Source organism: Microbacterium sp., from assembly GCF_047602155.1.
Lineage (GTDB): Bacteria > Actinomycetota > Actinomycetes > Actinomycetales > Microbacteriaceae > Microbacterium.
On sequence record NZ_JASGHZ010000001.1, the window covers coordinates 2,318,156 to 2,342,507 of the forward strand.

Annotated in this window: 22 protein-coding genes; 13 read left to right on the forward strand and 9 right to left on the reverse strand. The window is 69.3% G+C overall.

From position 1 onward, the window contains the following. Positions 1–16 precede the first annotated feature (16 nt). From dnaE to QM720_RS10505, 5 genes are all read left to right on the forward strand, one after another. A complete protein-coding gene (gene dnaE / locus QM720_RS10485) occupies positions 17–3,535 on the forward strand; it encodes a DNA polymerase III subunit alpha (RefSeq protein ID WP_415126280.1) in 3,519 nt (1,172 codons plus the stop codon). A 56-nt stretch (positions 3,536–3,591) separates the two neighbouring features. Next, positions 3,592–4,782: a hypothetical protein gene (locus QM720_RS10490; protein ID WP_415126282.1), complete on the forward strand. Its 1,191-nt coding sequence runs from the start codon at positions 3,592–3,594 to the stop codon at positions 4,780–4,782. 8 nt (positions 4,783–4,790) lie between these two features. Then, on the forward strand, positions 4,791–6,104 hold the full coding sequence (gene hisD, locus QM720_RS10495; protein ID WP_415126284.1) for a histidinol dehydrogenase: 1,314 nt from the start codon (positions 4,791–4,793) through the stop codon (positions 6,102–6,104). A 3-nt stretch (positions 6,105–6,107) separates the two neighbouring features. Continuing rightward, positions 6,108–6,569, forward strand: a complete 462-nt coding sequence (nrdR, locus tag QM720_RS10500; RefSeq protein WP_415126286.1) for a transcriptional regulator NrdR — start codon at positions 6,108–6,110, stop codon at positions 6,567–6,569. A 227-nt stretch (positions 6,570–6,796) separates the two neighbouring features. Further along, entirely contained in the window at positions 6,797–7,819 is a 1,023-nt protein-coding gene (locus QM720_RS10505; protein ID WP_415126287.1) for a quinone-dependent dihydroorotate dehydrogenase, read from the forward strand. A gap of 76 nt (positions 7,820–7,895) precedes the next feature. Here QM720_RS10505 and QM720_RS10510 read toward each other — a convergent pair whose 3' ends face one another. Beyond that, positions 7,896–8,453: a DUF3043 domain-containing protein gene (locus QM720_RS10510; RefSeq protein ID WP_415126289.1), complete on the reverse strand. Its 558-nt coding sequence runs from the start codon at positions 8,451–8,453 to the stop codon at positions 7,896–7,898. Positions 8,454–8,513: 60 nt separating this feature from the next. Here QM720_RS10510 and QM720_RS10515 point away from each other — a divergent pair, with 60 nt between their 5' ends. From QM720_RS10515 to QM720_RS10540, 6 genes are all read left to right on the forward strand, one after another. Next, positions 8,514–9,917: a dipeptidase gene (locus tag QM720_RS10515; protein WP_415126291.1), complete on the forward strand. Its 1,404-nt coding sequence runs from the start codon at positions 8,514–8,516 to the stop codon at positions 9,915–9,917. A gap of 33 nt (positions 9,918–9,950) precedes the next feature. Then, positions 9,951–10,163 carry a hypothetical protein gene (locus QM720_RS10520; protein WP_415126293.1) on the forward strand — a complete coding sequence of 71 codons (213 nt, stop codon included), beginning with the start codon at positions 9,951–9,953 and terminating at the stop codon, positions 10,161–10,163. A gap of 174 nt (positions 10,164–10,337) precedes the next feature. Next, on the forward strand, positions 10,338–10,700 hold the full coding sequence (gene erpA / locus QM720_RS10525; RefSeq protein ID WP_415126295.1) for an iron-sulfur cluster insertion protein ErpA: 363 nt from the start codon (positions 10,338–10,340) through the stop codon (positions 10,698–10,700). Between the two features lie 127 nt (positions 10,701–10,827). Then, positions 10,828–11,733 carry a cytochrome c oxidase subunit II gene (gene coxB / locus QM720_RS10530; protein WP_415126297.1) on the forward strand — a complete coding sequence of 302 codons (906 nt, stop codon included), beginning with the start codon at positions 10,828–10,830 and terminating at the stop codon, positions 11,731–11,733. Beyond that, complete coding sequence (ctaD, locus tag QM720_RS10535) at positions 11,733–13,445, forward strand: cytochrome c oxidase subunit I (protein ID WP_415126299.1); 1,713 nt, start codon at positions 11,733–11,735, stop codon at positions 13,443–13,445. Before coxB ends, ctaD begins: the two co-directional genes overlap by 1 nt. Before the next feature lie 13 nt (positions 13,446–13,458). Beyond that, positions 13,459–13,893, forward strand: coding sequence for a cytochrome c oxidase subunit 4 (locus tag QM720_RS10540; RefSeq protein WP_415126301.1), 435 nt, complete (start codon positions 13,459–13,461; stop codon positions 13,891–13,893). A 133-nt stretch (positions 13,894–14,026) separates the two neighbouring features. On the opposite strand, the gene QM720_RS10545 is transcribed toward QM720_RS10540, so the two are convergent. The 5 genes from QM720_RS10545 to QM720_RS10565 all read right to left on the reverse strand — a co-directional run bounded on the left by QM720_RS10545 (position 14,027) and on the right by QM720_RS10565 (position 19,090). Beyond that, the gene (locus QM720_RS10545; RefSeq protein WP_415126303.1) at positions 14,027–14,440 is read right to left on the reverse strand and encodes a rhodanese-like domain-containing protein; all 414 of its coding nucleotides are present in this window, start codon (positions 14,438–14,440) and stop codon (positions 14,027–14,029) included. Between the two features lie 239 nt (positions 14,441–14,679). Then, positions 14,680–16,506: a cytochrome b gene (locus QM720_RS10550; RefSeq protein WP_415126305.1), complete on the reverse strand. Its 1,827-nt coding sequence runs from the start codon at positions 16,504–16,506 to the stop codon at positions 14,680–14,682. Continuing rightward, a complete protein-coding gene (locus tag QM720_RS10555; RefSeq protein ID WP_415126307.1) occupies positions 16,503–17,594 on the reverse strand; it encodes a Rieske 2Fe-2S domain-containing protein in 1,092 nt (363 codons plus the stop codon). The genes QM720_RS10550 and QM720_RS10555 overlap by 4 nt, the downstream gene beginning before the upstream one ends. Before the next feature lie 30 nt (positions 17,595–17,624). Further along, complete coding sequence (locus QM720_RS10560) at positions 17,625–18,425, reverse strand: c-type cytochrome (protein WP_415126309.1); 801 nt, start codon at positions 18,423–18,425, stop codon at positions 17,625–17,627. Between the two features lie 20 nt (positions 18,426–18,445). Beyond that, a complete protein-coding gene (locus QM720_RS10565) occupies positions 18,446–19,090 on the reverse strand; it encodes a cytochrome c oxidase subunit 3 (RefSeq protein WP_415126311.1) in 645 nt (214 codons plus the stop codon). A gap of 121 nt (positions 19,091–19,211) precedes the next feature. Between QM720_RS10565 and trpD the strand changes: the two genes are divergently transcribed. Then, positions 19,212–20,264, forward strand: a complete 1,053-nt coding sequence (gene trpD / locus QM720_RS10570; protein ID WP_415126313.1) for an anthranilate phosphoribosyltransferase — start codon at positions 19,212–19,214, stop codon at positions 20,262–20,264. Between the two features lie 188 nt (positions 20,265–20,452). On the opposite strand, the gene QM720_RS10575 is transcribed toward trpD, so the two are convergent. The 3 genes from QM720_RS10575 to QM720_RS10585 are packed head-to-tail and all read right to left on the reverse strand — an operon-like array spanning position 20,453 to position 22,672. Then, complete coding sequence (locus QM720_RS10575) at positions 20,453–21,379, reverse strand: 5'-3' exonuclease (RefSeq protein ID WP_415126315.1); 927 nt, start codon at positions 21,377–21,379, stop codon at positions 20,453–20,455. A gap of 28 nt (positions 21,380–21,407) precedes the next feature. Continuing rightward, the gene (locus QM720_RS10580) at positions 21,408–22,160 is read right to left on the reverse strand and encodes a hypothetical protein (protein WP_415126317.1); all 753 of its coding nucleotides are present in this window, start codon (positions 22,158–22,160) and stop codon (positions 21,408–21,410) included. Further along, the gene (locus QM720_RS10585; protein ID WP_415126319.1) at positions 22,154–22,672 is read right to left on the reverse strand and encodes a hypothetical protein; all 519 of its coding nucleotides are present in this window, start codon (positions 22,670–22,672) and stop codon (positions 22,154–22,156) included. Before QM720_RS10585 ends, QM720_RS10580 begins: the two co-directional genes overlap by 7 nt. Before the next feature lie 187 nt (positions 22,673–22,859). On the opposite strand from QM720_RS10585, the gene rpsA reads away from it, so the two are divergent. Next, entirely contained in the window at positions 22,860–24,308 is a 1,449-nt protein-coding gene (gene rpsA, locus QM720_RS10590; protein ID WP_415126321.1) for a 30S ribosomal protein S1, read from the forward strand. The last annotated feature ends 44 nt before the right edge of the window (positions 24,309–24,352 follow it).

The window sequence follows — 24,352 nt, forward strand, 5'->3', positions numbered from 1 at the left end:
CCGTAGACTCGAATCCGTGGCATCCGACTCCTTCGTACATCTGCACGTGCACAGCGAATACTCGATGCTCGACGGCGCCGCGCGCATCAAGCCGATGGTCGACGAAGCCGTCCGGCTCGGGATGCCGGCCCTCGCTGTCACCGACCACGGCAACACGTTCGCGGCGTTCGAGTTCTACAAGGCCGCGAAGGATGCCGGCATCACGCCGATCATCGGCATCGAGGCGTACGTCACCCCCGGCACGCACCGGTCGGACAAGTCCCGGGTGCGCTGGGGCACGCCGGAGCAGAACTCCGACGACGTCTCCGGTTCGGGCGCCTACACGCACATGACCCTCCTCAGCGAGACGACCGCGGGCATGCACAACCTGTTCCGGCTCTCGTCGCTGTCGAGCATCGAGGGCTACTACTTCAAGCCCCGCATGGACCGGGAGCTGCTGCAGACCTACAGCAAGGGACTCATCGCGACCACAGGATGCCCGTCGGGCGAGATCCAGACCCGCCTGCGGCTCGGCCAGTACGACGCGGCGCGCGCGGCGGCGGCCGAGTTCCAGGACATCTTCGGCAAGGAGAACTACTTCGCCGAGATCATGGACCACGGGCTGTCGATCGAGCGGCGCATCATGGCCGACCTGCTGAAGATCGCGAAGGATCTCGACATCCCGCTCGTCGGCACGAACGACCTGCACTACACGCACCAGCACGACGCCACGAGCCACGCGGCCCTCCTGTGCGTGCAGTCGGGGTCGACGCTCGACGACCCGAACCGGTTCAAGTTCGACGGCGACGGGTACTACGTGAAGTCCGCCGCCGAGATGCGGCAGGTGTTCCGCGACAACCCCGAGGCGTGCGACAACACGCTGCTCATCGCCGAGCGCTGCGAGGTCGAGTTCGACACGAGCGCGAACTACATGCCCCGCTACCCGGTGCCCGCCGGCGAGACCGAGGAGAGCTGGTTCGTCAAGGAGGTCGAGAAGGGCCTGCACGAGCGGTACCCGGCCGGCATCCCGGACGAGGTCCGCAAGCGCGCCGACTACGAGACCGGCATCATCGTGCAGATGAAGTTCCCGGGGTACTTCCTCGTCGTCGCCGACTTCATCAACTGGGCGAAGGACCACGGCGTGCGGGTCGGCCCCGGCCGCGGCTCCGGCGCGGGGTCGATGGCCGCCTACGCCATGAAGATCACCGACCTCGACCCGCTGCAGCACGGCCTGCTGTTCGAGCGGTTCCTCAACCCCGAGCGCGTGTCGATGCCCGACTTCGACGTCGACTTCGACGACCGCCGCCGCGGCGAGGTCATCCAGTACGTGACCGACAAGTACGGCGACGAGCGCGTCGCGCAGATCGTCACGTACGGCACGATCAAGGCGAAGCAGGCGCTGAAGGATGCCGGCCGCGTGCTCGGGTTCCCCTTCAGCATGGGCGAGAAGCTCACGAAGGCGATGCCGCCGGCGGTGATGGGCAAGGACGTGCCGCTGACGGACATGTTCGACCCGGCGCATGCCCGCTACAAGGAGGCCGTCGAGTTCCGCGCGCTCATCGAGAGCGACCCCGAGGCCAAGACCGTCTACGACACGGCGGTGGGCCTGGAGAACCTGAAGCGCCAGTGGGGCGTGCACGCCGCCGGCGTCATCATGTCGAGCGAGCCCCTGATCGACATCATCCCGATCATGAAGCGCGAGCAGGACGGGCAGATCGTCACGCAGTTCGACTACCCGTCGTGCGAGGCGCTCGGGCTCATCAAGATGGACTTCCTGGGGTTGCGCAACCTCACGATCATCTCCGACGCGCTGGAGAATATCGAGGCCAACCGCGGCGAGACGCTCGTGCTCGAAGAGCTTGCCCTGGACGACGCCGCATCCTACGAACTGCTGGCGCGCGGCGACACGCTCGGGGTGTTCCAGCTCGACGGCGGGCCGATGCGGTCGCTGCTGCGCCTCATGAAGCCCGACAACTTCGAGGACATCTCGGCGGTGCTGGCGCTGTACCGCCCGGGCCCGATGGGCGTCGACTCGCACACGAACTACGCCCTGCGCAAGAACGGGCTGCAGGAGATCACGCCCATCCACCCCGAGCTCGAGGAGCCGCTCAGCGAGATCCTCGACGGCACGTACGGTCTCATCGTCTACCAGGAGCAGGTGATGCAGGCGGCGCAGAAGCTGGCCGGCTACACGCTCGGACAGGCCGACATCCTGCGCAAGGCGATGGGCAAGAAGGTGCGTGCCGTGCTGCAGAAGGAGCAGAAGACCTTCTTCGACGGGATGACCGCGAACGGCTTCTCCCAGGGCGCCCAGAACGCCCTCTGGAACGTGCTGGAGTCGTTCGCCGACTACGCCTTCAACAAGGCGCATACGGCGGCGTACGGGCTCATCTCGTACTGGACGGCGTACCTGAAGGCGCACTACCCGGCCGAGTACATGGCGGCGCTGCTGACGAGCGTCGGCGACTCGAAGGACAAGATGGCGGTGTACCTCAACGAGTGCCGCCGCATGGGCATCCGGGTGCTGCCGCCGGATGTGGGGGAGTCGATCCGGTACTTCGCCGCCGTCGGGGAGGACATCCGCTTCGGCCTGGGCGCCGTGCGCAACGTCGGTGCGAACGTCGTCGACGGCGTCGTCGCGGCGCGCGCCGACGGGCGGTACACGTCGTTCCACGACTTCCTGGCGCGGGTTCCCGCGCACGTCGCGAACAAGCGCACGATCGAGTCGCTCATCAAGGCGGGGGCGTTCGACTCGCTGGGTGCGACGCGCCGGGCGCTCATGGAGATCCACGAGGATGCCACCGAACAGGCCGTGCTCGACAAGCGCCGCGAGGCCAACGGCGAGGTCGGGTTCGACTTCGACAGCCTGTGGGGCGACGACGAACCGCAGCAGGTGCAGAAGGTGCCCGAGCGGCCGGAGTGGACCAAGAAGGACAAGCTCGCGTTCGAGCGTGAGATGCTCGGGCTCTACGTCTCCGACCACCCGTTGGCGGGCCTGGAGATCCCCCTCGCGAAGCATGCCTCGACGTCGATCCACGACCTTCTGGCCTCGGACGACGTCAACGACGGCGACATCGTCACCGTCGCGGGGCTCGTCACGAGCGTGCAGCACCGCGTCGCGAAGCAGAGCGGCAACCCCTACGGCATGATCACCGTCGAAGACTTCGACGGGGAGGTCACGGTCATGTTCATGGGCAAGACCTACACCGAGTTCCAGACGATGCTGCAGGCCGACGCGATCCTCGTCGTGCGGGGGCGCGTGTCGCGCCGCGACGACGGGCTCAACCTGCACGGTCAGTCGGCGTTCGTCCCCGATCTCGGGACGATGGATGCCGCCGGCCCCCTCGTCCTCCTCATGCCCGAGCACCGGGCGACCGAGTCGACGGTGGGCCAGCTGGCGGAGGTGTTCGCCCGGCATCCCGGGAGCACCGAGGTGACGCTGAAACTGCACAAGGCGGGCGTCGCGAAGGTGTTCGAGGTTCCGGCGCAGGTGGGCGTGAGCGTCGACCTCTACGGCGAGCTGAAGGGGCTGCTCGGGCCGCAGTGTCTGGGGTGACCCGGAGCGCGGGCGGGTAGGATCGCTCTGGACCCGTCCCGGAAGGATGCCGCACCGTGACCGCACGAAAGACCACCCCCCAACCCGACGACCGGGCGGCGGATGACGCCGTCACCGCTTCCGTCGCCGCGGCTGAGACCGTCGAGGCTGTCGACGTCATCGAGACCGTCGAGGCTGCGTCGGCCGAGCCTGTTGACGCCGTCGAGGTCGCACCCGAGCCGATCGAAGCCGCCGCCGCCACGCCGATCACCGAGGTGCCGGCGGCCGACCCCGACGTGACCTTCGCCTCCGTCTCCGACGCGTTCACGGCGGCCACCGACGGACCCGAGGGCGTCGACGCCGGGGCTGCGCCGCAGTACGGCGTCGGCCCGTTCTCCGTGCGCGAGGTCGCCCTCGGCGGGCTCTGGCTGGTCGCGTTCCTCGTCTCCTTCTTCCCGATCTACGTCGGCATCGGCGCCGGATCGGGGGCATCGGTGTGGGCGAGCGGCATCGACTGGACCCTCACGATCGGCGTCCCCACCGTCGCCGTCTTCCTGATCGGCCTTCGCCGCCTCTCGCCGCAGGGCATCCGCCGGGTCGGCTCGCTCGGTGTCGACCAGTTCGCCTCCGTGGCCTTCTCGGTGTCGGCCGTGCTCTGGCTCGGCATCCTCTGGAAGGCGTTCGCGACGCTGTTCGCCGCGGGCGTGTTCCTGGCGACCTGGGTCGTGTGGGTGGAACTCGTCCTCATGCTCGCCGGCGTCGTGCTGACCGTGTGCGCGCCGCTGATCCCCGTGTTCGGCGAGGACTTCCGACACCGTCCCGAGGTGCCCGCGCACCGTTTCGCGAGCCCCGCCCGTCCCGTCGTGGCCCGGCCGGCGCCGGTCGTCGTGCCGCAGCCCGCGGCCGCGGCGCCGTACGGCGTACCGTACGGCGCCGCACCCGCGGCCTACGGTGCCGAGTCGCCCTCTGCGACCGGTCCCGTCGAGCCCGGCGCGACAGGTGCCGCGGACCCGTACGCCACCGGTGCCGTCGAGCCCCTCGCGGCCGAGCCCGCTGCGGCCGAGCCTGCGCCCGCGGCATCCCAGGCGTTCTGGGCGCTCGCGCCGACCTCGCGCGATGTCGTCGACGAGCACGGCGTGCCCGTCTTCACGATCGGCCCCACCGCGTGGGCGCTCGTGATCGAAGACCGCGGCGACCACTACGTCGTGCGCCACGAGGACGGCCGCATCGGCTACCTCACCGACGTCTCCGGCGTCACCCGCGGATAACCCCCGGCATGCTTCGCACGATCGATCTGCGCGGACGCGCGCTGAGCACGGCCGAACTACTCGCGGCCGTCCCGCGCGCCACCGCCGCGCGCGACGAGGCCCTCGCGACCGCGGCGGCCATCGTCCACGACGTCGCGGCGCGCGGTGACGAGGCGCTGCGCGAGCAGGCCGCCCGGTTCGACGGCGTCGAGGGGCACGCCATCCGGGTGCCGCAGTCGCATCTCGACGAGGCGCTCGCCGGGCTCGACCCCGACGTCCGCGCGGCGCTCGACGAGGCGATCCGCCGCGTGCGCGCGGCCTCGGCCGCCCAGGTGCCGCCGGCGCAGGTCACCGAGCTCGCCCCCGGCGCCCGCGTCGAGCAGCGGTGGCGGCCCGTCCAGCGCGTCGGTGTGTACGTCCCCGGCGGCAAGGCGGTGTACCCGTCGAGCGTCGTCATGAACGTCGTGCCGGCGCAGGTGGCGGGCGTGTCGCAGGTCGCCCTCGCCTCGCCGCCGCAGGCCGCGTTCGGCGGGCGGGTGCACCCCGTGATTCTCGCCGCGGCGCACCTGCTGGGGGTGACCGAGGTGTACGCGATGGGCGGCGCCGGAGCCATCGGCGCCTACGCGTACGGCGTGCCCGGCATCGGCCTCGAGCCCGTCGACGTCATCTCCGGGCCGGGCAACAACTTCGTCGCGCTCGCCAAGCGCGTCGTCGCGGGCGTCGTCGGCACCGACTCCGAGGCCGGGGCGACCGAGATCCTCATCGTCGCCGACGACACCGCCGACCCCGACTGGGTCGCCGCCGACCTCGTCAGCCAGGCCGAGCACGACGAGCAGGCCTCGGCGGTGCTCGTGACGGCGTCGGAGGCTCTTGCGGCGGCGGTCGCGGGCCGCGTCGCCGTGCGCGCCGCGGCGACGCGGCACGCCGAGCGCATCGCGCAGGCTCTGGCCGGCCCGCAGTCGGCGGTCGTGCTCGTCGACGACCTGGCGGCGGCCACCGCGTTCAGCAACGCCTACGCACCCGAGCACCTGGAACTGCACCTGTCCGACCCGCGCGTCGACGACTACGTCAACGCCGGCGCCGTCTTCGTCGGCGCGCACGCGCCGGTGAGCCTCGGCGACTACCTGGCCGGGAGCAACCATGTGCTCCCGACCGGGGGACAGGCCCGGTATGCGTCGGGGCTGTCGGCATCCACCTTCCTGCGTCCGCAGCAGGTCATCGCGTACGATCGCGACGCCCTAGATGCCGTGCGCCCCGCGATCGTCGCGCTCGCGACCGCCGAGGCGCTGCCCGCGCACGGCGAGGCCGTCACGGCCCGGTTCGCGCGGGAGCGGGGGGAGTAGCGCGTGCACTGCCCGTTCTGCCGGCACGCCGACTCGCGTGTCATCGACTCGCGCACGAGCGACGACGGCCTCAGCATCCGTCGCCGGCGGCAGTGCCCGCAGTGCGGCGGCCGGTTCTCGACGATCGAGACGGCGAGCCTCAACGTCATCAAGCGCTCCGGCGTCGTCGAACCGTTCAGCCGCGAGAAGGTGATGTCGGGCGTGCGCAAGGCGTGCCAGGGCCGTCCCGTCACCGAGGCCGACCTCGCGATGCTCGCCCAGGCGGTCGAGGAGTCGGTGCGCCAGACCGGCTCGTCGCAGATCGACACCAACGAGATCGGCCTCGCGATCCTCGGGCCGCTGCGTGAGCTCGACGAGGTCGCCTACCTGCGGTTCGCGAGCGTGTACCAGGCGTTCGATTCGCTCGACGACTTCGAGGCGTCGATCGCGCAGCTGCGCGCCGACCACGACACCGCGGCATCCTGAGGCCGTCGCCCGCGGACACCGTGCGCCCCGCCCGCAATCCCGCCTGCGGAGTTTCGGACGCGTGAAGCGCCTGAAACTCGCTCAACCGGAGTTTCGGACGCTTCAAGCGACCGAAACTCGCGCGTGGACATCGCGCGTGGACATCGCGCGTGGACATCGCGCGTGGACAGGGGGACGCGTCGACCTGGGGAACGGGGCGGGTCCAGCGGAGCCGTAGGCTGAAGAGGATGTATCCCTTCATCTTCCGCACCGTTTTCGCACGCCTGGGCGCCGAGACGGCGCACCGGCTCGTCGTGCCGGTGATCCGGGTTCTCGGCGTGTGGCCGTTCGCGCCGATCGTGCGCGCGATCACGCGACCCGATCCGCGGTTGCGCACCGAGGCGCTCGGCCTCGTCTTCGCGTCGCCGTTCGGCGTCGCCGCCGGCTTCGACAAGAACGCCGTCATGACCGAGGGTCTGTACGCCCTCGGGTTCGGGCACGTCGAGGTCGGCACCGTGACGGCCGTGCCGCAGGACGGCAACCCGAAGCCGCGGCTGTTCCGGCTGATCGCCGATCGGGCGCTCGTGAACCGGATGGGGTTCAACAACGCCGGGGCGTCCGCCGCCGCGCAGCGCCTGACCCGCGCGCGCCGCCGCACCCGCCGCGCCGTGCTGGGCGCGAACATCGGCAAGAGCCGCATCGTCGACGTCGAGCACGCCACGGCCGACTACGTCACGAGCACGAAGCTCGTCGCCCCCGTCGCCGACTACCTCGTCGTCAACGTCTCGTCGCCGAACACGCCGGGTCTGCGCGGGCTGCAGGCGGTCGAGACGCTGCGGCCCCTGCTCGAGGCGGTGCGGGATGCCGCGGGCACGACGCCGCTGCTCGTCAAGATCGCCCCCGACCTGCGCGACGACGAGGTCGACGCCGTCGCGCGCCTCGCCGTCGACGTGGGGCTGGCCGGGCTCATCGCGACGAACACGACGATCTCCCGTGCGGGACTGGCCACGCCCGCCGCGGAGGTCGCCGCGATCGGCGAGGGCGGGCTCTCGGGCGCCCCGCTGAAGCACCGCGCGCTGGAGGTGCTGCGCATCGTGCGCGCGGCCGTGCCGGACGGCTTCTGCGTCGTCGCGGCCGGGGGAGTCGAGACCGCCGCCGACGTGCGCGAGCGCCTCGACGCCGGTGCCGACCTCGTGCAGGGCTACACCGCGTTCATCTACTGCGGCCCGTTATGGGCCCGGCAGATCAACCGCGCCCTCGCGCAGCACTGACGGCATCCGTCGCTGCCCCGTCGCAGGTGGCCCCTCACGGCGCAGTTGCGACGGCGCAATCGGCCGGCGCCGCGGCTCAGAGCGCCGGGTACTGTCCGCGCTTGACCTGAGGCTTCGGCAGGCGCATGAAGCGCATCTGCACCGTGCGCATGGCCGCGTACCAGCGCAGCCCCTTCTCGGTGCGCTCGCCCCAGCGCGCCTGCGCCTTGCGCCGCACCTGGATGCCGACGATCACCATGTCGCCGACGACGAACAGGATGAACACCCACAGCGCGATGAACGCGTAGTACGAGACGAGGGTGCTGAACATCGTCGCCACGATCACCAGCAGCATGAACGGCATGAGCAGTTCACCGATGTGCCACCCGGCATCCACGTAGTCGCGCACGAACCGGCGCTGCGGACCCTTGTCGCGCAGCGGCAGGTACTTCTCCTCGCCGTTGGCCATGCCGACCCGGGCGCGGTCGCGCTGGGCGTTGAGGTCTGCCTTCGCCTGGGCGCGGGCTTCCTTCGTGTCCGGCACGAGCGGGCGCCGCCGCGCGGCCTCCTGCTCGGCGCGCGAAGGGGTCGGACGGTTCTTGCCCGGTCCGGCGGGAACCTCGGCGGCGTCGGGTGCGTCGGGGGTCTTGGCCACGGTGGAGTCCTCGGTATCTACACGGATGCTGCGCGAAGAGCGCCCCCTAAGATTACCCGCATGAGTTCCGACCTGCCCCGCCGTGCCGCCGTCCGCGCCGCGGCCGTCGCCGCCGTCCCCGCCGCGCTCGCCGATCTGGGCGGCCTCGTGCGCATCCCCTCGGTCGCCTTCCCCGGGTTCGACCGCGCCGAGGTCGAGCGCAGCGCCGCCGCCGTGCAGGGTCTGTTGCAGGGTCTCGGCATCTTCGAGCGCGTCGAGGTGAAGACCGCCGTCGTACCCGCGACCGGGGCGGAGGGGATGCCGGCGGTGCTCGCCACGCGCGCAGCGCGGGCCGGCCGGCCCACGATCCTGCTGTACGCGCACCACGACGTGCAGCCGGTCGGCGACGAGGCGCTGTGGGAGTCGGCGCCGTTCGAGCCGACGGTGCGCGACGGGCGGCTGTACGGCCGCGGCGCGGCGGACGACAAGGCGGGTGTCATGGTGCACGTCGGCGCGCTGCGCGCGCTGATCGACGCGCTCGGCACCGATGTCGACCTCGGCGTGAACCTGTTCATCGAGGGTGAGGAGGAGGCCGGCTCGGCATCGTTCGCGCAGTTCCTCAGCGACAACGCCGATGCCCTCCGCGCCGACGTCATCGTCGTCGCCGACTCCGGCAACTGGGATGCCGCCACCCCCGCCCTCACCGTGTCGCTGCGCGGCAACGCGCGGTTCACGCTCACGGTGCGCACGCTCGAGCACGCGTCGCACTCGGGCATGTTCGGGGGAGCGGTGCCCGACGCGATGCTCGCCACCGTCACGCTGCTGTCGACCCTGTGGGACGCCGACGGTGCGGTCGCCGTCGCCGGGCTCGCCGAGCGCGACGCCGAGACGCCGGAGTACTCCGAGGCGACGCTGCGCGACGAGGCCGGCCTGCCCGACGGGGTCAGCCCGATCGGGGGCGGCAGCATCCTCGGTCGCATCTGGAACAAGCCCTCGATCACGATCACCGGCATCGACGCGCCGAGCGTCCGCAACGCCTCGAACACGCTGACGCCCGAGGTGTCGGTCGTCATCAGCATGCGCGTCGCTCCGGGACAGGATGCCGGCGACGCCTACGCGGCGCTGGAGGCCCACCTGCGCGCGCACGCGCCGTTCGGCGCGCAGCTGAGCTTCCACGACATCGACACCGGCAACGCCTTCCTCGTCGACACGAGCGGCACCGCGGTCGCGCAGGCGCGGGCGGCGCTGGCGGAGGGGTACGGCGTCGACCCGGTCGACATCGGGGTCGGCGGCTCCATCCCGTTCATCGCCGACCTCGTGCGCGAGTTCCCCGCCGCGCAGATCCTCGTCACGGGCGTCGAAGACCCGCACGCGCGGGCGCACAGCCCGAACGAGTCGCTGCACCTGGAGACGTTCCGCAACGCCCTCGTGTCCGAGGCGCTGCTGCTGGAGAGCCTCGACGCGATGGCTGTCCGAGCGGATTGAGGGTCGCTGCGGTGCAGGCTGAGGCGGCACCCGGTGCCTTCGCGGACAACCTGGCCACTGCGGCCGGGCTCGTGGACGACGCGGGCGCCCGAGGCGTGGACCTGCGATGACGGCGACGTCCCCGAGCACGCGGCTGCCGCCGCAGCGGACGGTGCGATCGTCTACGTGAACAGCGGAGCGTACTTCGCCGGGAGTGCCGGGCGCCGCGCATCCCTCGGTCCCCGCCGGCACACGGTCATCGACTGAGCGCGACCCCGCTTCGCGCTGCACAAAGCTGCACGCGCTGTCGAATAATCCGCAGCGCGTGCAGGTTTCGACCGCGCGAACGGATGCTGGGGCGATCCCGCGCTGACGCCGACGCCGATCCCACGGCGTAGAATTGCCGCATCCGCGTGACAGCGGGCCCGATTGGAGTTTGCCATGACCGACCTCGCCGCCAACCCCGTCGCCGACGCCGCCCACGGCGTGCTGCTCACCGACGCCGCCGCCGACAAGGTCAAGAGCCTGCTGCAGCAGGAGGGCCGCGACGATCTGCGCCTGCGCGTGGCCGTGCAGCCGGGGGGATGCTCGGGCCTGATCTACCAGCTGTACTTCGACGAGCGCTTCCTCGACGGCGACCAGGCCGTCGACTTCGACGGCGTCGAGGTCATCGTCGACGACATGTCGGTGCCGTACCTCGACGGCGCGACGATCGACTTCAAGGACACCATCTCCGAGCAGGGTTTCACGATCGACAACCCCAACGCGGCGGGCAGCTGCGCCTGCGGCGACAGCTTCCACTGACCGGTTCGGCCACGCGGGCGAAGTTCCCCCCGATCCGGGCCGACATCCTGGACGGATGGCCTGAATTGAGTGAGAGCTTGCCCTAGACTGAACGGTGTTGAACCTTCATGACCCCGAAAGGTGCACCGTGCGCGTCAAACGCCGCCTCCGCTGGGCAGTCATCCCGCTCGGGATCGCTACGGCGATCGCTCTCTCCTCCTGCTCCACGACTGAGCTGAACGGGTTCCTGCCGGGATTCACCGACGACGGCGTCCAGGCCACCAACCACACCGAACGCGTCTCGGCGTTGTGGGTCAACTCCTGGATCGTGCTGCTCATCGTCGGCGTCATCACGTGGGGTCTCATGGGCTGGGCGGCGATCGCCTACCGCCGCCGCCGCGGACAGAGCGGCCTGCCGGTGCAGCTGCGCTACAACATGCCGATCGAGATCTTCTACACGATCATCCCGCTGATCCTCGTCGTCGGGTTCTTCGCCCTCACGGCGCGCGACCAGACGATCCTGGAGACGCAGTACGACGACCCCGACGTGTGCGTCACGGCGATCGCGAAGCAGTGGGCGTGGGACTTCCAGTACAACGACGACGCCAAGGACTGCGCCGCCGGCGAGGATGCCGTGTGGTCGATGGGCGTGCAGGCGCAGACCGACGAGCAGGGCAACATCACCAACGACCTTCCCGTCCTCGTGCTGCCGGTGAACCAGGAGGTCAAGATCAAGCTGACCTCCCGTGACGTCATCCACTCGTTCTGGATCATCGACTTCCTGTACAAGAAGGACATGTACATCGGGCACGACAACTACTGGTCGTTCACCCCCACCCGCACCGGCGAGTACGACGGCAAGTGCGCCGAGCTGTGCGGCGACTACCACTCGATGATGCTGTTCAAGGTCAAGGTCGTCGAGCCCGCCGAGTACGAGGCCTACCTCGACTCCCTGCGCGCGGCCGACCAGACCGGCGACATCAACGACGCGTACGACCGTCTGCAGAACTTCCCGGGCACGGGCGCAACCTCCGACTCCGAGGGAGAACACTGATGGCGACGACGACGCTTCCTCTCCAGGGCGAGGCTCCGCACCGCCCGACCACCCTCCCGCCGCGTCAGGCAGCGCTCATGAGCGCGACCCGCGTGGAGCAGAAGGGCAACCTCATCGTCAAGTGGATCACCTCCACCGACCACAAGACGATCGGGTACATGTACTTCATCTCGTCGGTGCTGTTCTTCCTGCTCGGCGGTGTGATGGCCCTCATCATCCGCGCCGAGCTGTTCGAGCCCGGCATGCAGGTCATCGCCACGAAAGAGCAGTACAACCAGCTGTTCACGATGCACGGCACGATCATGCTGCTGATGTTCGCGACGCCGCTGTTCGCCGGCTTCGCCAACGCGATCCTGCCGCTGCAGATCGGTGCGCCCGACGTCGCGTTCCCGCGCCTGAACGCGTTCGCGCTGTGGCTGTTCATCTTCGGCTCGGTCATCGCCGTCGCGGGCTTCCTGACGCCGCAGGGCGCCGCCTCGTTCGGCTGGTTCGCCTATCAGCCGCTGGCCAATGCGACGTTCTCTCCCGGCGTGGGCGGAAACCTGTGGATGCTGGGACTGGGCATGTCGGGCTTCGGCACGATCATGGGTGGCGTCAACTTCATCACGACCATCATCACGATGCGCGCCCCCGGCATGACGATGTGGCGGCTGCCGATCTTCTCGTGGAACGTGCTGATCACCAGCATCCTGGTGCTGATGGTCTTCCCGGTGCTCGCCGCGGGGATCCTCGCCGCCGCCGCCGACCGCGTGCTCGGGGCGCACCTCTACGACGTCGCCAACGGCGGAGTGCTGCTGTGGCAGCACCTGTTCTGGTTCTTCGGTCACCCCGAGGTGTACATCATCGCGCTGCCGTTCTTCGGCATCGTCTCCGAGATCATGCCGGTGTTCAGCCGCAAGCCGATCTTCGGCTATAAGACGCTCGTGTACGCGACCATCTCCATCGCCGCGCTGTCGGTGTCGGTGTGGGCCCACCACATGTACGTCACCGGTGCCGTGCTGCTGCCGTTCTTCTCGGTCATGACGATGCTCATCGCCGTTCCCACCGGCGTGAAGATCTTCAACTGGATCGGCACGATGTGGCGCGGCTCGGTGACGTTCGAGACCCCGATGGTGTTCGCCCTCGGCTTCCTCGTGTCGTTCGTGTTCGGCGGTCTCACCGGCGTCATCCTGGCGTCGCCGCCGCTGGACTTCCTGCTGTCCGACTCGTACTTCGTCGTGGCGCACTTCCACTACGTCGTGTTCGGCACCGTCGTGTTCGCCATGTTCGCCGGGTTCTACTTCTGGTGGCCGAAGTGGACGGGACGCATGCTCAACGAGCGCCTGGGCATGGTGCACTTCTGGATGCTGTTCATCGGCTTCCACATGACGTTCCTCATCCAGCACTGGCTGGGGGTGGATGGCATGGTCCGCCGCTACGCCGACTACTCGGCCGCCGACGGCTTCACGTGGCAGAACCAGGTGTCGACGATCGGTGCGGTCATCCTCGGCGCGTCGATGATCCCGTTCTTCCTGAACGTGTGGCTGACGGCGCGCAGAGCGCCCAAGGTCACGGTCAACGACCCGTGGGGCTACGGCGGGTCGCTCGAGTGGGCGACCAGCTGCCCGCCGCCACGGCACAACTTCACCTCGATCCCGCGCATCCGCAGTGAGCGGCCCGCGTTCGATCTGAACCACCCCGAGGCCGCACCGGCCGCCGAGCCGGTCCACTGAGAGGTCACCGCACGTGAAGACGAACGTCAATCTCTGGTGGATCCTTGGAGCCTTCTTCGGGCTGATGGCGGTGGTGTACACCGGCTGGAACATCATCGAGTACCCCGACAAGCCGTGGTATCACGCGATCGAATGGGTCGGCACCGTGGCGCTGCTGTTCACGGTGTTCATGGCCGCGATGATCGCGTTCTACACGAATCGTGTGCACGCGGCGCAGGGCGGTGAGCTGCCGGAAGACACCCTGACGGCCGACATCGACGACGCCGACCCCGAGCTGGGCGAGTTCAGCCCGTGGTCGTGGTGGCCGCTCGTGCTGGCCTTCTCGGCGTCGCTGGGGATCCTCGGCCTCGCGGTCGGCTCGTTCCTGCTGCCGATCGGCCTGGCCGTGTTCGTCGTCGCCATCATCGGCTGGGTCTACGAGTACTACCGCGGCTACTTCGCGCGCTGAGCTGTCGGCGGCGGCATCCGTCGTCTGAGGCGGCGGCATCCGTCACCCGAAACAGGGGATCGTCCGAGAACAGGACGGATGCCGGTCGATCCGGCCTGTTCTCGCGTGATCTCCTGTTTTCGCGCGTGCCGGATCAGGCCGGGCGGACGTACATGACCAACGGGTCTAACACGCGGGGGAGGGGGCCGGCGGCGTTCTCGGTGGGCAGCCCCTCGCGCACCCAGTACTCGTAGCCCCCGATCATCTCCGTGACGGCGTAGCCGAGCTTCGCGAACTCCACGGCGCCCTTGGCGCCGGCGTTGCAGCCCGGGCTCCAGCAGTACACGACGACAGGAACGGCCGGGTCGAGCTCCTGCGGGGCGCGGGCGGCGATCTGACGGTACGGCAGGTGCACGGCGCCGACCGGATGCCCCTGGGCCCACGCGTCGTCGCTGCGCACATCGACGAGCACGAAGCGCTCTCCCGCCCGCTGCGCGGCGTAGACGTCGGAGGCGTCGGTCTCGTGGGCGAGTTTGGCGGAGAAGTAGGCGAGCGGGTCTGCGGTCATGCCTCCGACGCTACGCTGCACGCGACGCAGCGGCCCGACCGCGACGGCCAGACCTCGGCGCTTTCCTGCCGAATCCCGGCATCCTCCGCGCGAAGACAGGAGATCGTTCGAGAACAGGACGGATGTCGCTCAATCCGGCCTGTTCTCGCGTGATCTCCTGTTTCGGCGTGCACCGGATCGGGTCCGCGACAGACGACAGCGGCGGGCATCCTCGGATGTCCCGCCGCTGTCGTCGTGCGTCAGTCGTGCTTCTTGGGCTTGCCCTTGTCGTCGCCCTCGTCGCGGATGATCTGGTTGGAGGGGCGGTTCGCCGTCTCGGTGCGGTGGCCGTCGTCGATCGGATGCAGGGGAGCGTCCGGCACGCCGGCGCGCTCGTGGGCCGCCTGCAGCTCCGCGGCCTCTTCCTCGGCGAGGTGCTCCAGCGTGTGGTGCTGGTGCGCGCGGGCCTCTTCCAGCTCGCCCTGAGTCATCGGCGACAGCCGGTCTTCGAAGAACCAGCGCGAGATCGACGCCCGCAGGTTCTCGTGCCACGGGATGCGGCCCCGGCTGTCGGGGCGCACGACGAGCGGCGCGTTCGTCTCGTAGTCGACGAGCTTGATGACCTCGTACTCGTCGACCGGCTGGTGCACCTCGATGAACTCGCCGCCGGGCAGGCGCACGATGCGACCCGACTCGTAGCCGTGCAGCGCGATCTCACGGTCTTTCTTCTGCAGTGCGATGCAGATGCGCTTCGTGACGAAGTACGCGAGCACCGGCCCCACGAACAGCAGCAGCTGCAGGGCGTGGATGACACCCTCCATCGTGAGCCAGAAGTGCGTCGCGATGATGTCGGACGAGGCCGCGGCCCACAGCACCGCGTAGAACGTGACACCGGCGGCGCCGATGGCCGTGCGGGTCGCCGCGTTGCGCGGACGCTGCGCGATGTGGTGTTCGCGCTTGTCGCCGGTGACCCACGACTCGATGAAGGGGTACAGCAGCACCAGCACGATGAAGATGCCGAGCACGCCCACCGGGAGGAGGATGTTGAACGACCAGGTGCGGTCCCACAGCACGAACTCCAGGTGCGGCGGCGCGAGGCGCAGCGCGCCGTCGGCGAAGCCGATGTACCAGTCGGGCTGGGTGCCCGCCGACACCGGCGACGGGTCGTAGGGGCCGTAGTTCCAGATCGGGTTGATCGTGAACAGCGAGGCGATCAGCACGATCACGCCGAACGTGATGAACAGGAACCCGCCCATCTTCGACATGTACACCGGCATCATCGGGTAGCCCACGACGTTGCTGTTCGTGCGACCGGGGCCGGCGAACTGCGTGTGCTTGTTGATGATCATGAGCATGAGGTGCACGGCCAGCAGCGCCACGAGGATCGCCGGCAGCAGCAGGATGTGCAGCGTGTACAGGCGGCCGACGATCTGCGAACCGGGGAACTCGCCGCCGAACAGCAGGAACGAGGTCCAGGTGCCGATCAGCGGGAAGCCCTTGATCATGCCGTCGATGATGCGCAGGCCGTTGCCGGAGAGCAGGTCGTCGGGCAGCGAGTAGCCGGTGAAGCCCTCGGCCATCGCGAGGATGAACAGGATGAACCCGATCACCCAGTTCAGCTCGCGCGGCTTGCGGAACGCGCCGGTGAAGAACACGCGCAGCATGTGCACGCCGATGCCGGCGACGAACACGAGCGCGGCCCAGTGGTGGATCTGACGCACGAGCAGGCCGCCGCGGATGTCGAAGGACAGCCGCAGGGTCGAATCGAGCGCCGCCGACATCTCCACGCCGCGCAGGGGCAGGAACGCGCCGTCGTAGTGCGTCTCGACCATGGATGCCTGGAAGAAGAACGTCAGGAAGGTGCCCGACAGCAGGACCACCACGAAGCTCCACAGGGCGATCTCGCCGAGCATGAACGACCAGTGGTCGGGGAAGATCTTGCGGCCGAGCTCCTTGACGATGCCGGAGATGCTCGTGCGCTCATCGAGGTAGTTCGCCACGCCCGCGACGAACTTGCCGCCGAGCGGCTTCTCGTTCTCGGCCCGGCCCGGCTCAGGGGCCGTCTCGGTGACAGTCGCGGTGCTCAATGGCGCTCCCAGAAGCTCGGGCCGACGGGTTCTTCGAAGTCGCTGCGGGCGATGAGGTAGCCCTCGGCATCCACGGTGATCGGCAGCTGCGGCAGCGGACGCGCCGCCGGGCCGAAGATCACGGCGGCGCCGTGGGTGACATCGAACTGCGACTGGTGGCAGGGGCACAGCAGGTGGTGGGTCTGCTGCTCGTACAGCGCGACGGGGCAGCCCACGTGCGTGCAGACCTTCGAGTAGGCGACGATGCCGTTGTACGACCAGTCCTTGCGCTCGTCGGCCTCGACCAACTGCTCGGGCAGCAGGCGCATCAGCAGCACGATGGCCTTCGCCTTCTCTTCGAGGTAGCCGTCGTGGTGGCTGAGGTCGGCGAGCGAGGCGGGGATGACGTGCACGGCGGAGCCGAGCGTCAGGTCGGCGGCGCGGATCGGCTCACCGCTGGGATCGTGCGCGAGACGCTCGCCCTCTTTCCACATCGTGTGGCTGAGCAGGGCGACCGGGTCGCCGGCGATCTGCGCCGCTTCGTCGCCGTCCGGGTCGCTCTGCGGCGCGAGGCCGCGAAACAGCGTGATTCCGGGAAGGATGGATGCCACCAGGGCCGCGATGAGCGACCCGCGGATGGCCGTGCGGCGCCCGAAGCCCGACTCCTCGTTCGCGTCGCGGAAGACCTGGACGGCGCCCTCGCGCACCGCGTCGCGGCCGCGCGTGGCGTGCCGGGGCTCGATGAACTCCTTGTCGGACATGATCGCCTTCGACCAGTGGATCGCGCCGACGCCGAGCGCCAGCAGCGCCAGGCCGATGCCCAGGCCGATGAAGAGGTTGTTGTGGCGGATGTCGATCAGCCGGCCGCTCTCGATCGGGAACAGCATGTAGGCGGCGATCGCCCAGATGCTGCCCGCGAGCGAGAGGTAGAACAGCGTGTAGACCGTGCGGACGGCGCGCTTCATGGCGGCCGGATCCTTGTCGGTCATGCGCTCCCGGTGCGGCGGCAGGCCGGGGTTCTGCACGGGGTCGGTGACCGCGACGGCGAGCCCGGAGGAGGGCTGCCAAGACTCCCTCTCGTGCTCGAGCGGGTCTTCCTCGTGTGCCATGGTGCGTCCGTTCCGTACGTCAGTGATCGATCAGTTGGACTTCGCCGTGATCCACACGGTGATGCCGATGAGGGAGCCGATGCCGAAGATCCAGATGAACAGACCCTCGGAGACGGGGCCGAGCGAGCCGAGCGACATGCCGCCGACCGACTCGTTCTCCTGGAGGAACAGCAGCGCCGAGATGATGTCGCGCTTCTCGTCCTGCGTCAGGGTCATGTCGTTGAACACCGGCATGTTCTGCGGGCCGGTCACCATCGCGGCGTACATGTGCAGGGCGCTGGTCTGTGTGAGCGCGGGCGCGTACTTGCCCTCGGTCAGCGCGCCACCGGCGGCGGCGACGTTGTGGCACATGGCGCAGTTCGTGCGGAACAGCTCGGCGCCGTTGGCGACGTCGCCACCCCCGTCGAGCACCTCGTCGGAGGGGTAGGTCGGGCCGGGCGAGACCGACTGGACCCAGGCGGCGATCGCCTCGATCTGGTCTTCCGTGAACTGCACGGGCTTCTGCTGTGCCTGCGGCCCCTGCATCTGCAGCGGCATCCGGCCGGTCGACATCTGGAACTCGACGGCGAGCTCGCCGACGCCGTACAGCGACGGGCCGTCGGAGGTGCCTTCCATGTTCAGGCCGTGGCAGGTGGCGCAGTTCGCCTGGAACAGCTTCTTGCCGTCGTCGACGGTGAGGGTGCTGGCCGCGGACGTGGACTCGGTCGCCGCCATCGCGGCCGATGCTCCCGCGTAGATGCCGCCGGTGACGAGCAGGCCGATGCCGATGAGCGCGGCGGCGGCCCACTTGCTGCGGCGGCCGGTGCGCGGGCGCGTGGTCTTGGATGCCATGGAGGTTCTCAGCTCCGCTCTCACTTGACGACGTAGATGACGACGAACAGGACGATCCACACCACGTCGACGAAGTGCCAGTAGTACGACACGACGATCGAGGAGGTCATCTCCTTGCGGCCGAAGTTCTTGACCGCGAAGGCGCGGCCGATGACGAGCAGGAAGGCGAGCAGGCCGCCGGTCACGTGCAGGGCGTGGAAACCGGTCGTCAGGTAGAACGCCGAGGCGTACGAGTCGGCGCTGATCGGCATGCCCTCGGCGACGAGCGTCGCGTACTCCCACACCTGGCCCGACACGAAGACGGCGCCCATGAGGAAGCTGAGGAAGAACCACTCCACCATGCCCCACTGGCGGAACTGCCAGAACGAGCCCTTGCGGTAGGGCTGGAAGCGCTCGGCGGCGAAGACGCCGGCCTGCGCCGTGAACGACGAGAGCACCAGGATGAGGGTGTTGACCGCGGCGAACGGCACGTTCAGCTCCTGCGTGCGCTCGGCCCACAGATCCGGCGAGGCATTGCGCAACGTGAAGTAGATCGCGAACAGGCCGGCGAAGAACATGACCTCGCTGCCGAGCCACACGATGGTCCCGACGGCCACCGGATCCGGCCGTTTGACGGATCGCAAGGCGTGAGAGTAGGTCGCTGGAGTGGTCGTCACGTTCCCCATTATGGCGGAAACGGCGCCCGGTTTCCGCATCACTGAAGGTGGGTTCTTCTTTTCGCGTGCTCGGTGCGGGCTGAATCCCCGCCGAGAGTCCGCTACGGAAGTCCCGATAGGATCGACGACCATGGCGGAGCTCTTCTCGTGGCCCGAGATCCTCACGACGTTGCTGGACCGGCGCGACCTCAGTGTGTCGGAGTCGACCTGGGCGATGCGGCAGGTCATGCAGGGGTCGGTGACCCCCTCGCAGCTGGGCGGATTCCTGCTCGCGCTGCGCGCGAAAGGCGAGACGGTCGACGAGATCGTGGGCTTCCGCGACGCGATCCTCGAGGCGGCGCTGCCGCTGCCGGTGCCCGCCGAGGTGCTCGACATCGTCGGCACCGGGGGCGACCGGTTCGGCACCGTGAACGTGTCGACGATGTCGGCGATCGTGGCGGCGGCCGCCGGCATCCCGGTGGTCAAGCACGGCAATCGCGCCGCCAGTTCGGCATCCGGATCCTCCGATGTGCTCGGCGCGCTGGGAATCGACCTCACCCTGTCGCCCGCACGCGTCGCGGAGGTGCTGTCGGAGGTCGGCATCACGTTCGCGTTCGCCTCGGCGTTCCACCCCGGTTTCCGGCACGCCGGCCCCACCCGGGCCGAGCTCGGCGTGCCGACCGTGTTCAACTTCCTCGGGCCCCTGTGCAACCCGGCGCGTGCCGAGGCCAACGCGGTCGGCGTCGCGTCCCTGGACCGCGTCCCGCTGATCACCGGCGTGTTCCAGACCCGCGGCGCGACGGCGCTCGTCTTCCGCGGCGACGACGGGCTCGACGAGCTCACGACGACCGGCCACAGTCGCCTGTGGGAGATCAGTCGCGGCGACGTGCACGAGCACGACCTCGATCCGCGCGATCTCGGCATCCGGCTCGCCGACATCGACGACCTGCTGGGCGGCGATGCGGCGCACAATGCCGAGGTCGTGCACCGCCTGCTCGACGGGCAGACCGGCGCGGTGCGCGACATCGTGCTGCTGAACGCGGCGGCGGGCATCGTGTCGTACGAGCTGTTCCGCGACGCCGCGCAGGTGCAGCATCCGATCGTCGAGCGGCTCGCGCGCGCGCGGGATGCCGCGGCCGCCGCCATCGACAGCGGGGCCGCCGCGGGCGTGCTCGCGGCGTGGGTCGAGGCGACCTCGCGCTGAGGGCGAGGCGACCTCGCGCTGAGGGCCGGGGCGTGCGCGCTTCATCCGGCGCGAATCGCGGTTTCGGCGGCTGCGGGGCGTGATCTGAGCCGGATGAACCGGGTGCCCGCCGCGTGATCCGTCGCATATGGCGACGAAACGGCGCGATAGGCGCGATGTGCGCCGGATGAGGGGATGCGGGGCGGCCGTCAGGCTCGCGCGGTGAGGGCCGCCGCGGCGCGCGTGAGGGAGGAGCCGAGGTTCCAGCGCGTGGCGACCGCGTCGAGGGCGGCGGCATCCGGGGTCGTGATCCGCGCGGCGGGGCTCGGGACCGGCCCGAGGTCGAGGTCGCGCACGACCTCGACGACGCGCGGGGCGACGTCGAGATAGTCCGACGCGGCGATCAGTTTCGCGCGCACGCCGGCGGTCAGGCCGGTACCCGCGGCGGCCGCGGCGCGGATGCCGGCGAGGTCGCCGTGGGCGGCCAGCAGCGCGGCGGCCGTCTTCTCGCCGATGCCCGCGACGCCGGGCAGCCCGTCGGAGGCGTCGCCGCGCATCACGGCGAAGTCGGCGTACTGGGCGGGCAGGACGCCGTACTTCGCGACGACGGCCGCCGCATCGAGCACCTCGAGGTTGCTCATGCCGCGTCCGGTATATACGACGCGCACGGCGCGGTCGTTGTCGACGAGCTGGAACAGGTCGCGGTCGCCCGTGATGATGTCGACGGGCACGGTGGACTGCGATGCGAGGCTGCCGATGACGTCGTCGGCTTCGTGCTCGGCGCGCCCCACGATGGGGATGCCCAGCGCCGCCAGCTCTTCGCGGATCACCGGCACCTGCACCTCGAGCGGGTCGGGGACATCCTCGACGTCGGGGCCGGCGGCGACGACCTCGGCGACGCGGTGCGTCTTGTAGCTGGGGATGAGGTCGACGCGCCACTGCGGCCGCCAGTCGTCGTCCCAGCAGGCGACCAGATGCGTCGGCTCGGAGAGCGCGACGAGCTTCGCGATCATGTCGAGCAGCCCGCGCGCCGCGTTGACGGGCCGGCCGTCGGGTGCGTGGACCGTGTCGGGCACGCCGTAGAACGCGCGGAAGTAGAGGGAGGCGGTGTCGAGCAGCATGAGTCGGTCGGGCACGGGCTCATCCTGTCACGCGCCGGGTCGGTCAGCAGCCTGGGCCGGTGGGGTTTTCCAGGCAGGTGAGGTCGACCAGTGCGGTGCGGACTTCGACCACGTGGATCGGGCTTGTCGCGGTCGGGATCTCGAGCAGTCCCGGGACGCCGATCCAGCCGGTGCCGAAGTTCACCTGTGCGGAGTAGCGGACGATCGCCGACGCGGTGTACGTGCCGCGCGCGGCATATGCGTGGCCGGTGGCGGTGGCGCTGAACTGGGGGAGTCCGAGTTGTTCCCAGGTGCGGCCGCCGTTGCTGGTTTCGCGGGTGGTGCCGTCGCCGTAGTCCCATGCGATGGATGCCGGGGTGAACCGCACTGTGACTGGCAGGTCGAACAGTTCGCCGGTGGTTTCTTGGACGGTGGCGTCGACGACGAAGTTGACGGGCATGCCGACGACGCCGAACCCGCCGGGTTCGCCGGTGATGGTGAGGGCTGCGGGGGCGAACGAGGCGACGTCGGTGAGTTTGGGGAAGACGGATGCGAGCAGCGGGGTGCAGCCGTACCGCAGCGGTTCGGCCGCGCACTCCTCATCGGATGGACGTTGGAACGTGTCGGTCTGGTCCGACGTGTCGGTGTCGGTGTCGCCGGTGGAGCCGCCGTCAGACCCGCCGCCCGGCTGCGTCTGCGTGATGTCGACCGTCGTACCCGTGTTCGTGACCGAGCACAGCCCAGCATTGACGACGTCAATTGAGCATCCCGATTGGAGTGGCGCCAGCGCCATCAGGAGTAGAACTGCAGTCAGCATGACCCGTCACCGTCCGGATCGGATCGAAGAATCAGTGGTTGTGGAACTGCATAGACGACTTCGACGCGCAGTAAGAATGTCTCAGCCCGGTCTGTTGGCGTCACATCGGCACCGTGTGAATCGAGCACTCTAGTCTGCGAGGAATCAACGCATACGGCGAGGGTGGCGCTGGACTGAGACGCTGCAATCCGTTCAATGGATTTCGCCTCAGTGGCCCCGACAATGTGCCGGCCCGCATCTTCGAGTAGACCGGCGCCATCGATGCTGTCTTGCAAAGCGGATCCGGACAAGAAGTCGTTGGGCGCAGGTTGTGAGTCAGCGGCGGTTCGGCGCGCATTTACCGCATCCACGTACGCGCGATACGTCGCCTCGGCGGCGGCGAACGCCTCCTCCTCCGAGGCGAAGCCGGTCGGGGTGGGGGTCGGTGCGGGCTCCGGCGCGCATCCGGCGAGCAGGGCGCACAGCGCCGCGGCGGCGAGGATCGCCGCCGTGCCCCGCATCCGTCGCGTCATGCCTCCACGGTAGCCGCGGCATCCCGCGCCCGCTGAGGTTATCCACAGGCCGGATTCTGATACCCTGGACTGTCACTCGTGTGGCTGTTTTGCCATGCACTCGTGACGAGCACTCCCATCCATTCGCTGCCGGCGATCGATTTCGTCTGCAGCCCGAACATCCAACCCAACAAGGACAACCCACTACATGACTACCGCAACGACCGCCCCAGCCACCAAGCAGGTCGCCATCAACGACATCGGATCTGCTGAGGACTTCCTGGCCGCGGTCGAGAAGACCCTGAAGTTCTTCAACGACGGAGACCTCATCGAAGGCACCGTCGTGAAGATCGACCGCGACGAGGTGCTCCTCGACGTCGGCTACAAGACCGAGGGCGTCATCCCCTCGCGCGAGCTTTCCATCAAGCACGACGTCGACCCGAACGAGGTCGTCAAGGTCGGCGACGAGGTCGAAGCCCTCGTTCTCCAGAAGGAGGACAAGGAAGGCCGCCTCATCCTCTCCAAGAAGCGCGCCCAGTACGAGCGCGCCTGGGGCGACGTCGAGAAGATCAAGGAGAACGACGGTGTCGTCACCGGCTCCGTGATCGAGGTCGTCAAGGGTGGCCTCATCGTCGACATCGGCCTGCGCGGCTTCCTGCCGGCGTCGCTCATCGAGCTGCGCCGCGTCCGCGACCTCACGCCGTACCTCGGCCAGGAGATCGAGGCGAAGATCCTCGAGCTCGACAAGAACCGCAACAACGTCGTGCTCTCGCGCCGCGCGCTGCTCGAGCAGACGCAGTCCGAGTCGCGCACCACGTTCCTCAACAACCTGCACAAGGGTCAGGTCCGCAAGGGCGTCGTCTCGTCGATTGTCAACTTCGGCGCGTTCGTGGACCTCGGCGGCGTGGACGGCCTCGTGCACGTCTCCGAGCTGTCGTGGAAGCACATCGAGCACGCCTCCGAGGTCGTCGAGGTGGGCCAGGAGGTCACCGTCGAGATCCTCGAGGTCGACCTCGACCGCGAGCGCGTCTCGCTGTCGCTGAAGGCGACGCAGGAGGATCCGTGGCAGGTGTTCGCCCGCACGCACGCGATCGGTCAGGTCGCGCCGGGCAAGGTCACCAAGCTCGTCCCGTTCGGCGCGTTCGTGCGTGTCGCGGACGGCATCGAGGGTCTCGTGCACATCTCCGAGCTGTCGGGCAAGCACGTCGAGCTCGCCGAGCAGGTCGTGTCGGTCGGCGAAGAGGTCTTCGTCAAGATCATCGACATCGACCTGGAGCGCCGCCGCATCTCGCTGTCGCTCAAGCAGGCCAACGAGTCGGTCGACCCGCACGGCACCGAGTTCGACCCGGCGCTGTACGGCATGGCGACCGAGTACGACGACAACGGCGAGTACAAGTACCCCGAGGGCTTCGACCCCGAGTCGGGTGCCTGGCTCGAGGGCTTCGACGCTCAGCGCGAGAAGTGGGAGCAGGAGTACGCCGCTGCCCAGGGTCGCTGGGAGGCGCACAAGGCCGCCGTCGCCAAGACGCTCGAGACCGAGGCCGCCGCCCCGGTCGAGACCGGCGCGTCGTCGTTCTCCTCCGAGAGCACCGGCGGCGGCACGCTGGCCGACGACGAGGCGCTCGCGGCTCTGCGCGAGAAGCTGTCGGGTCGCTGATCCGCACCCCCCTTCGACGGGGCCGTCGCCTTCTGAGTCCAGAG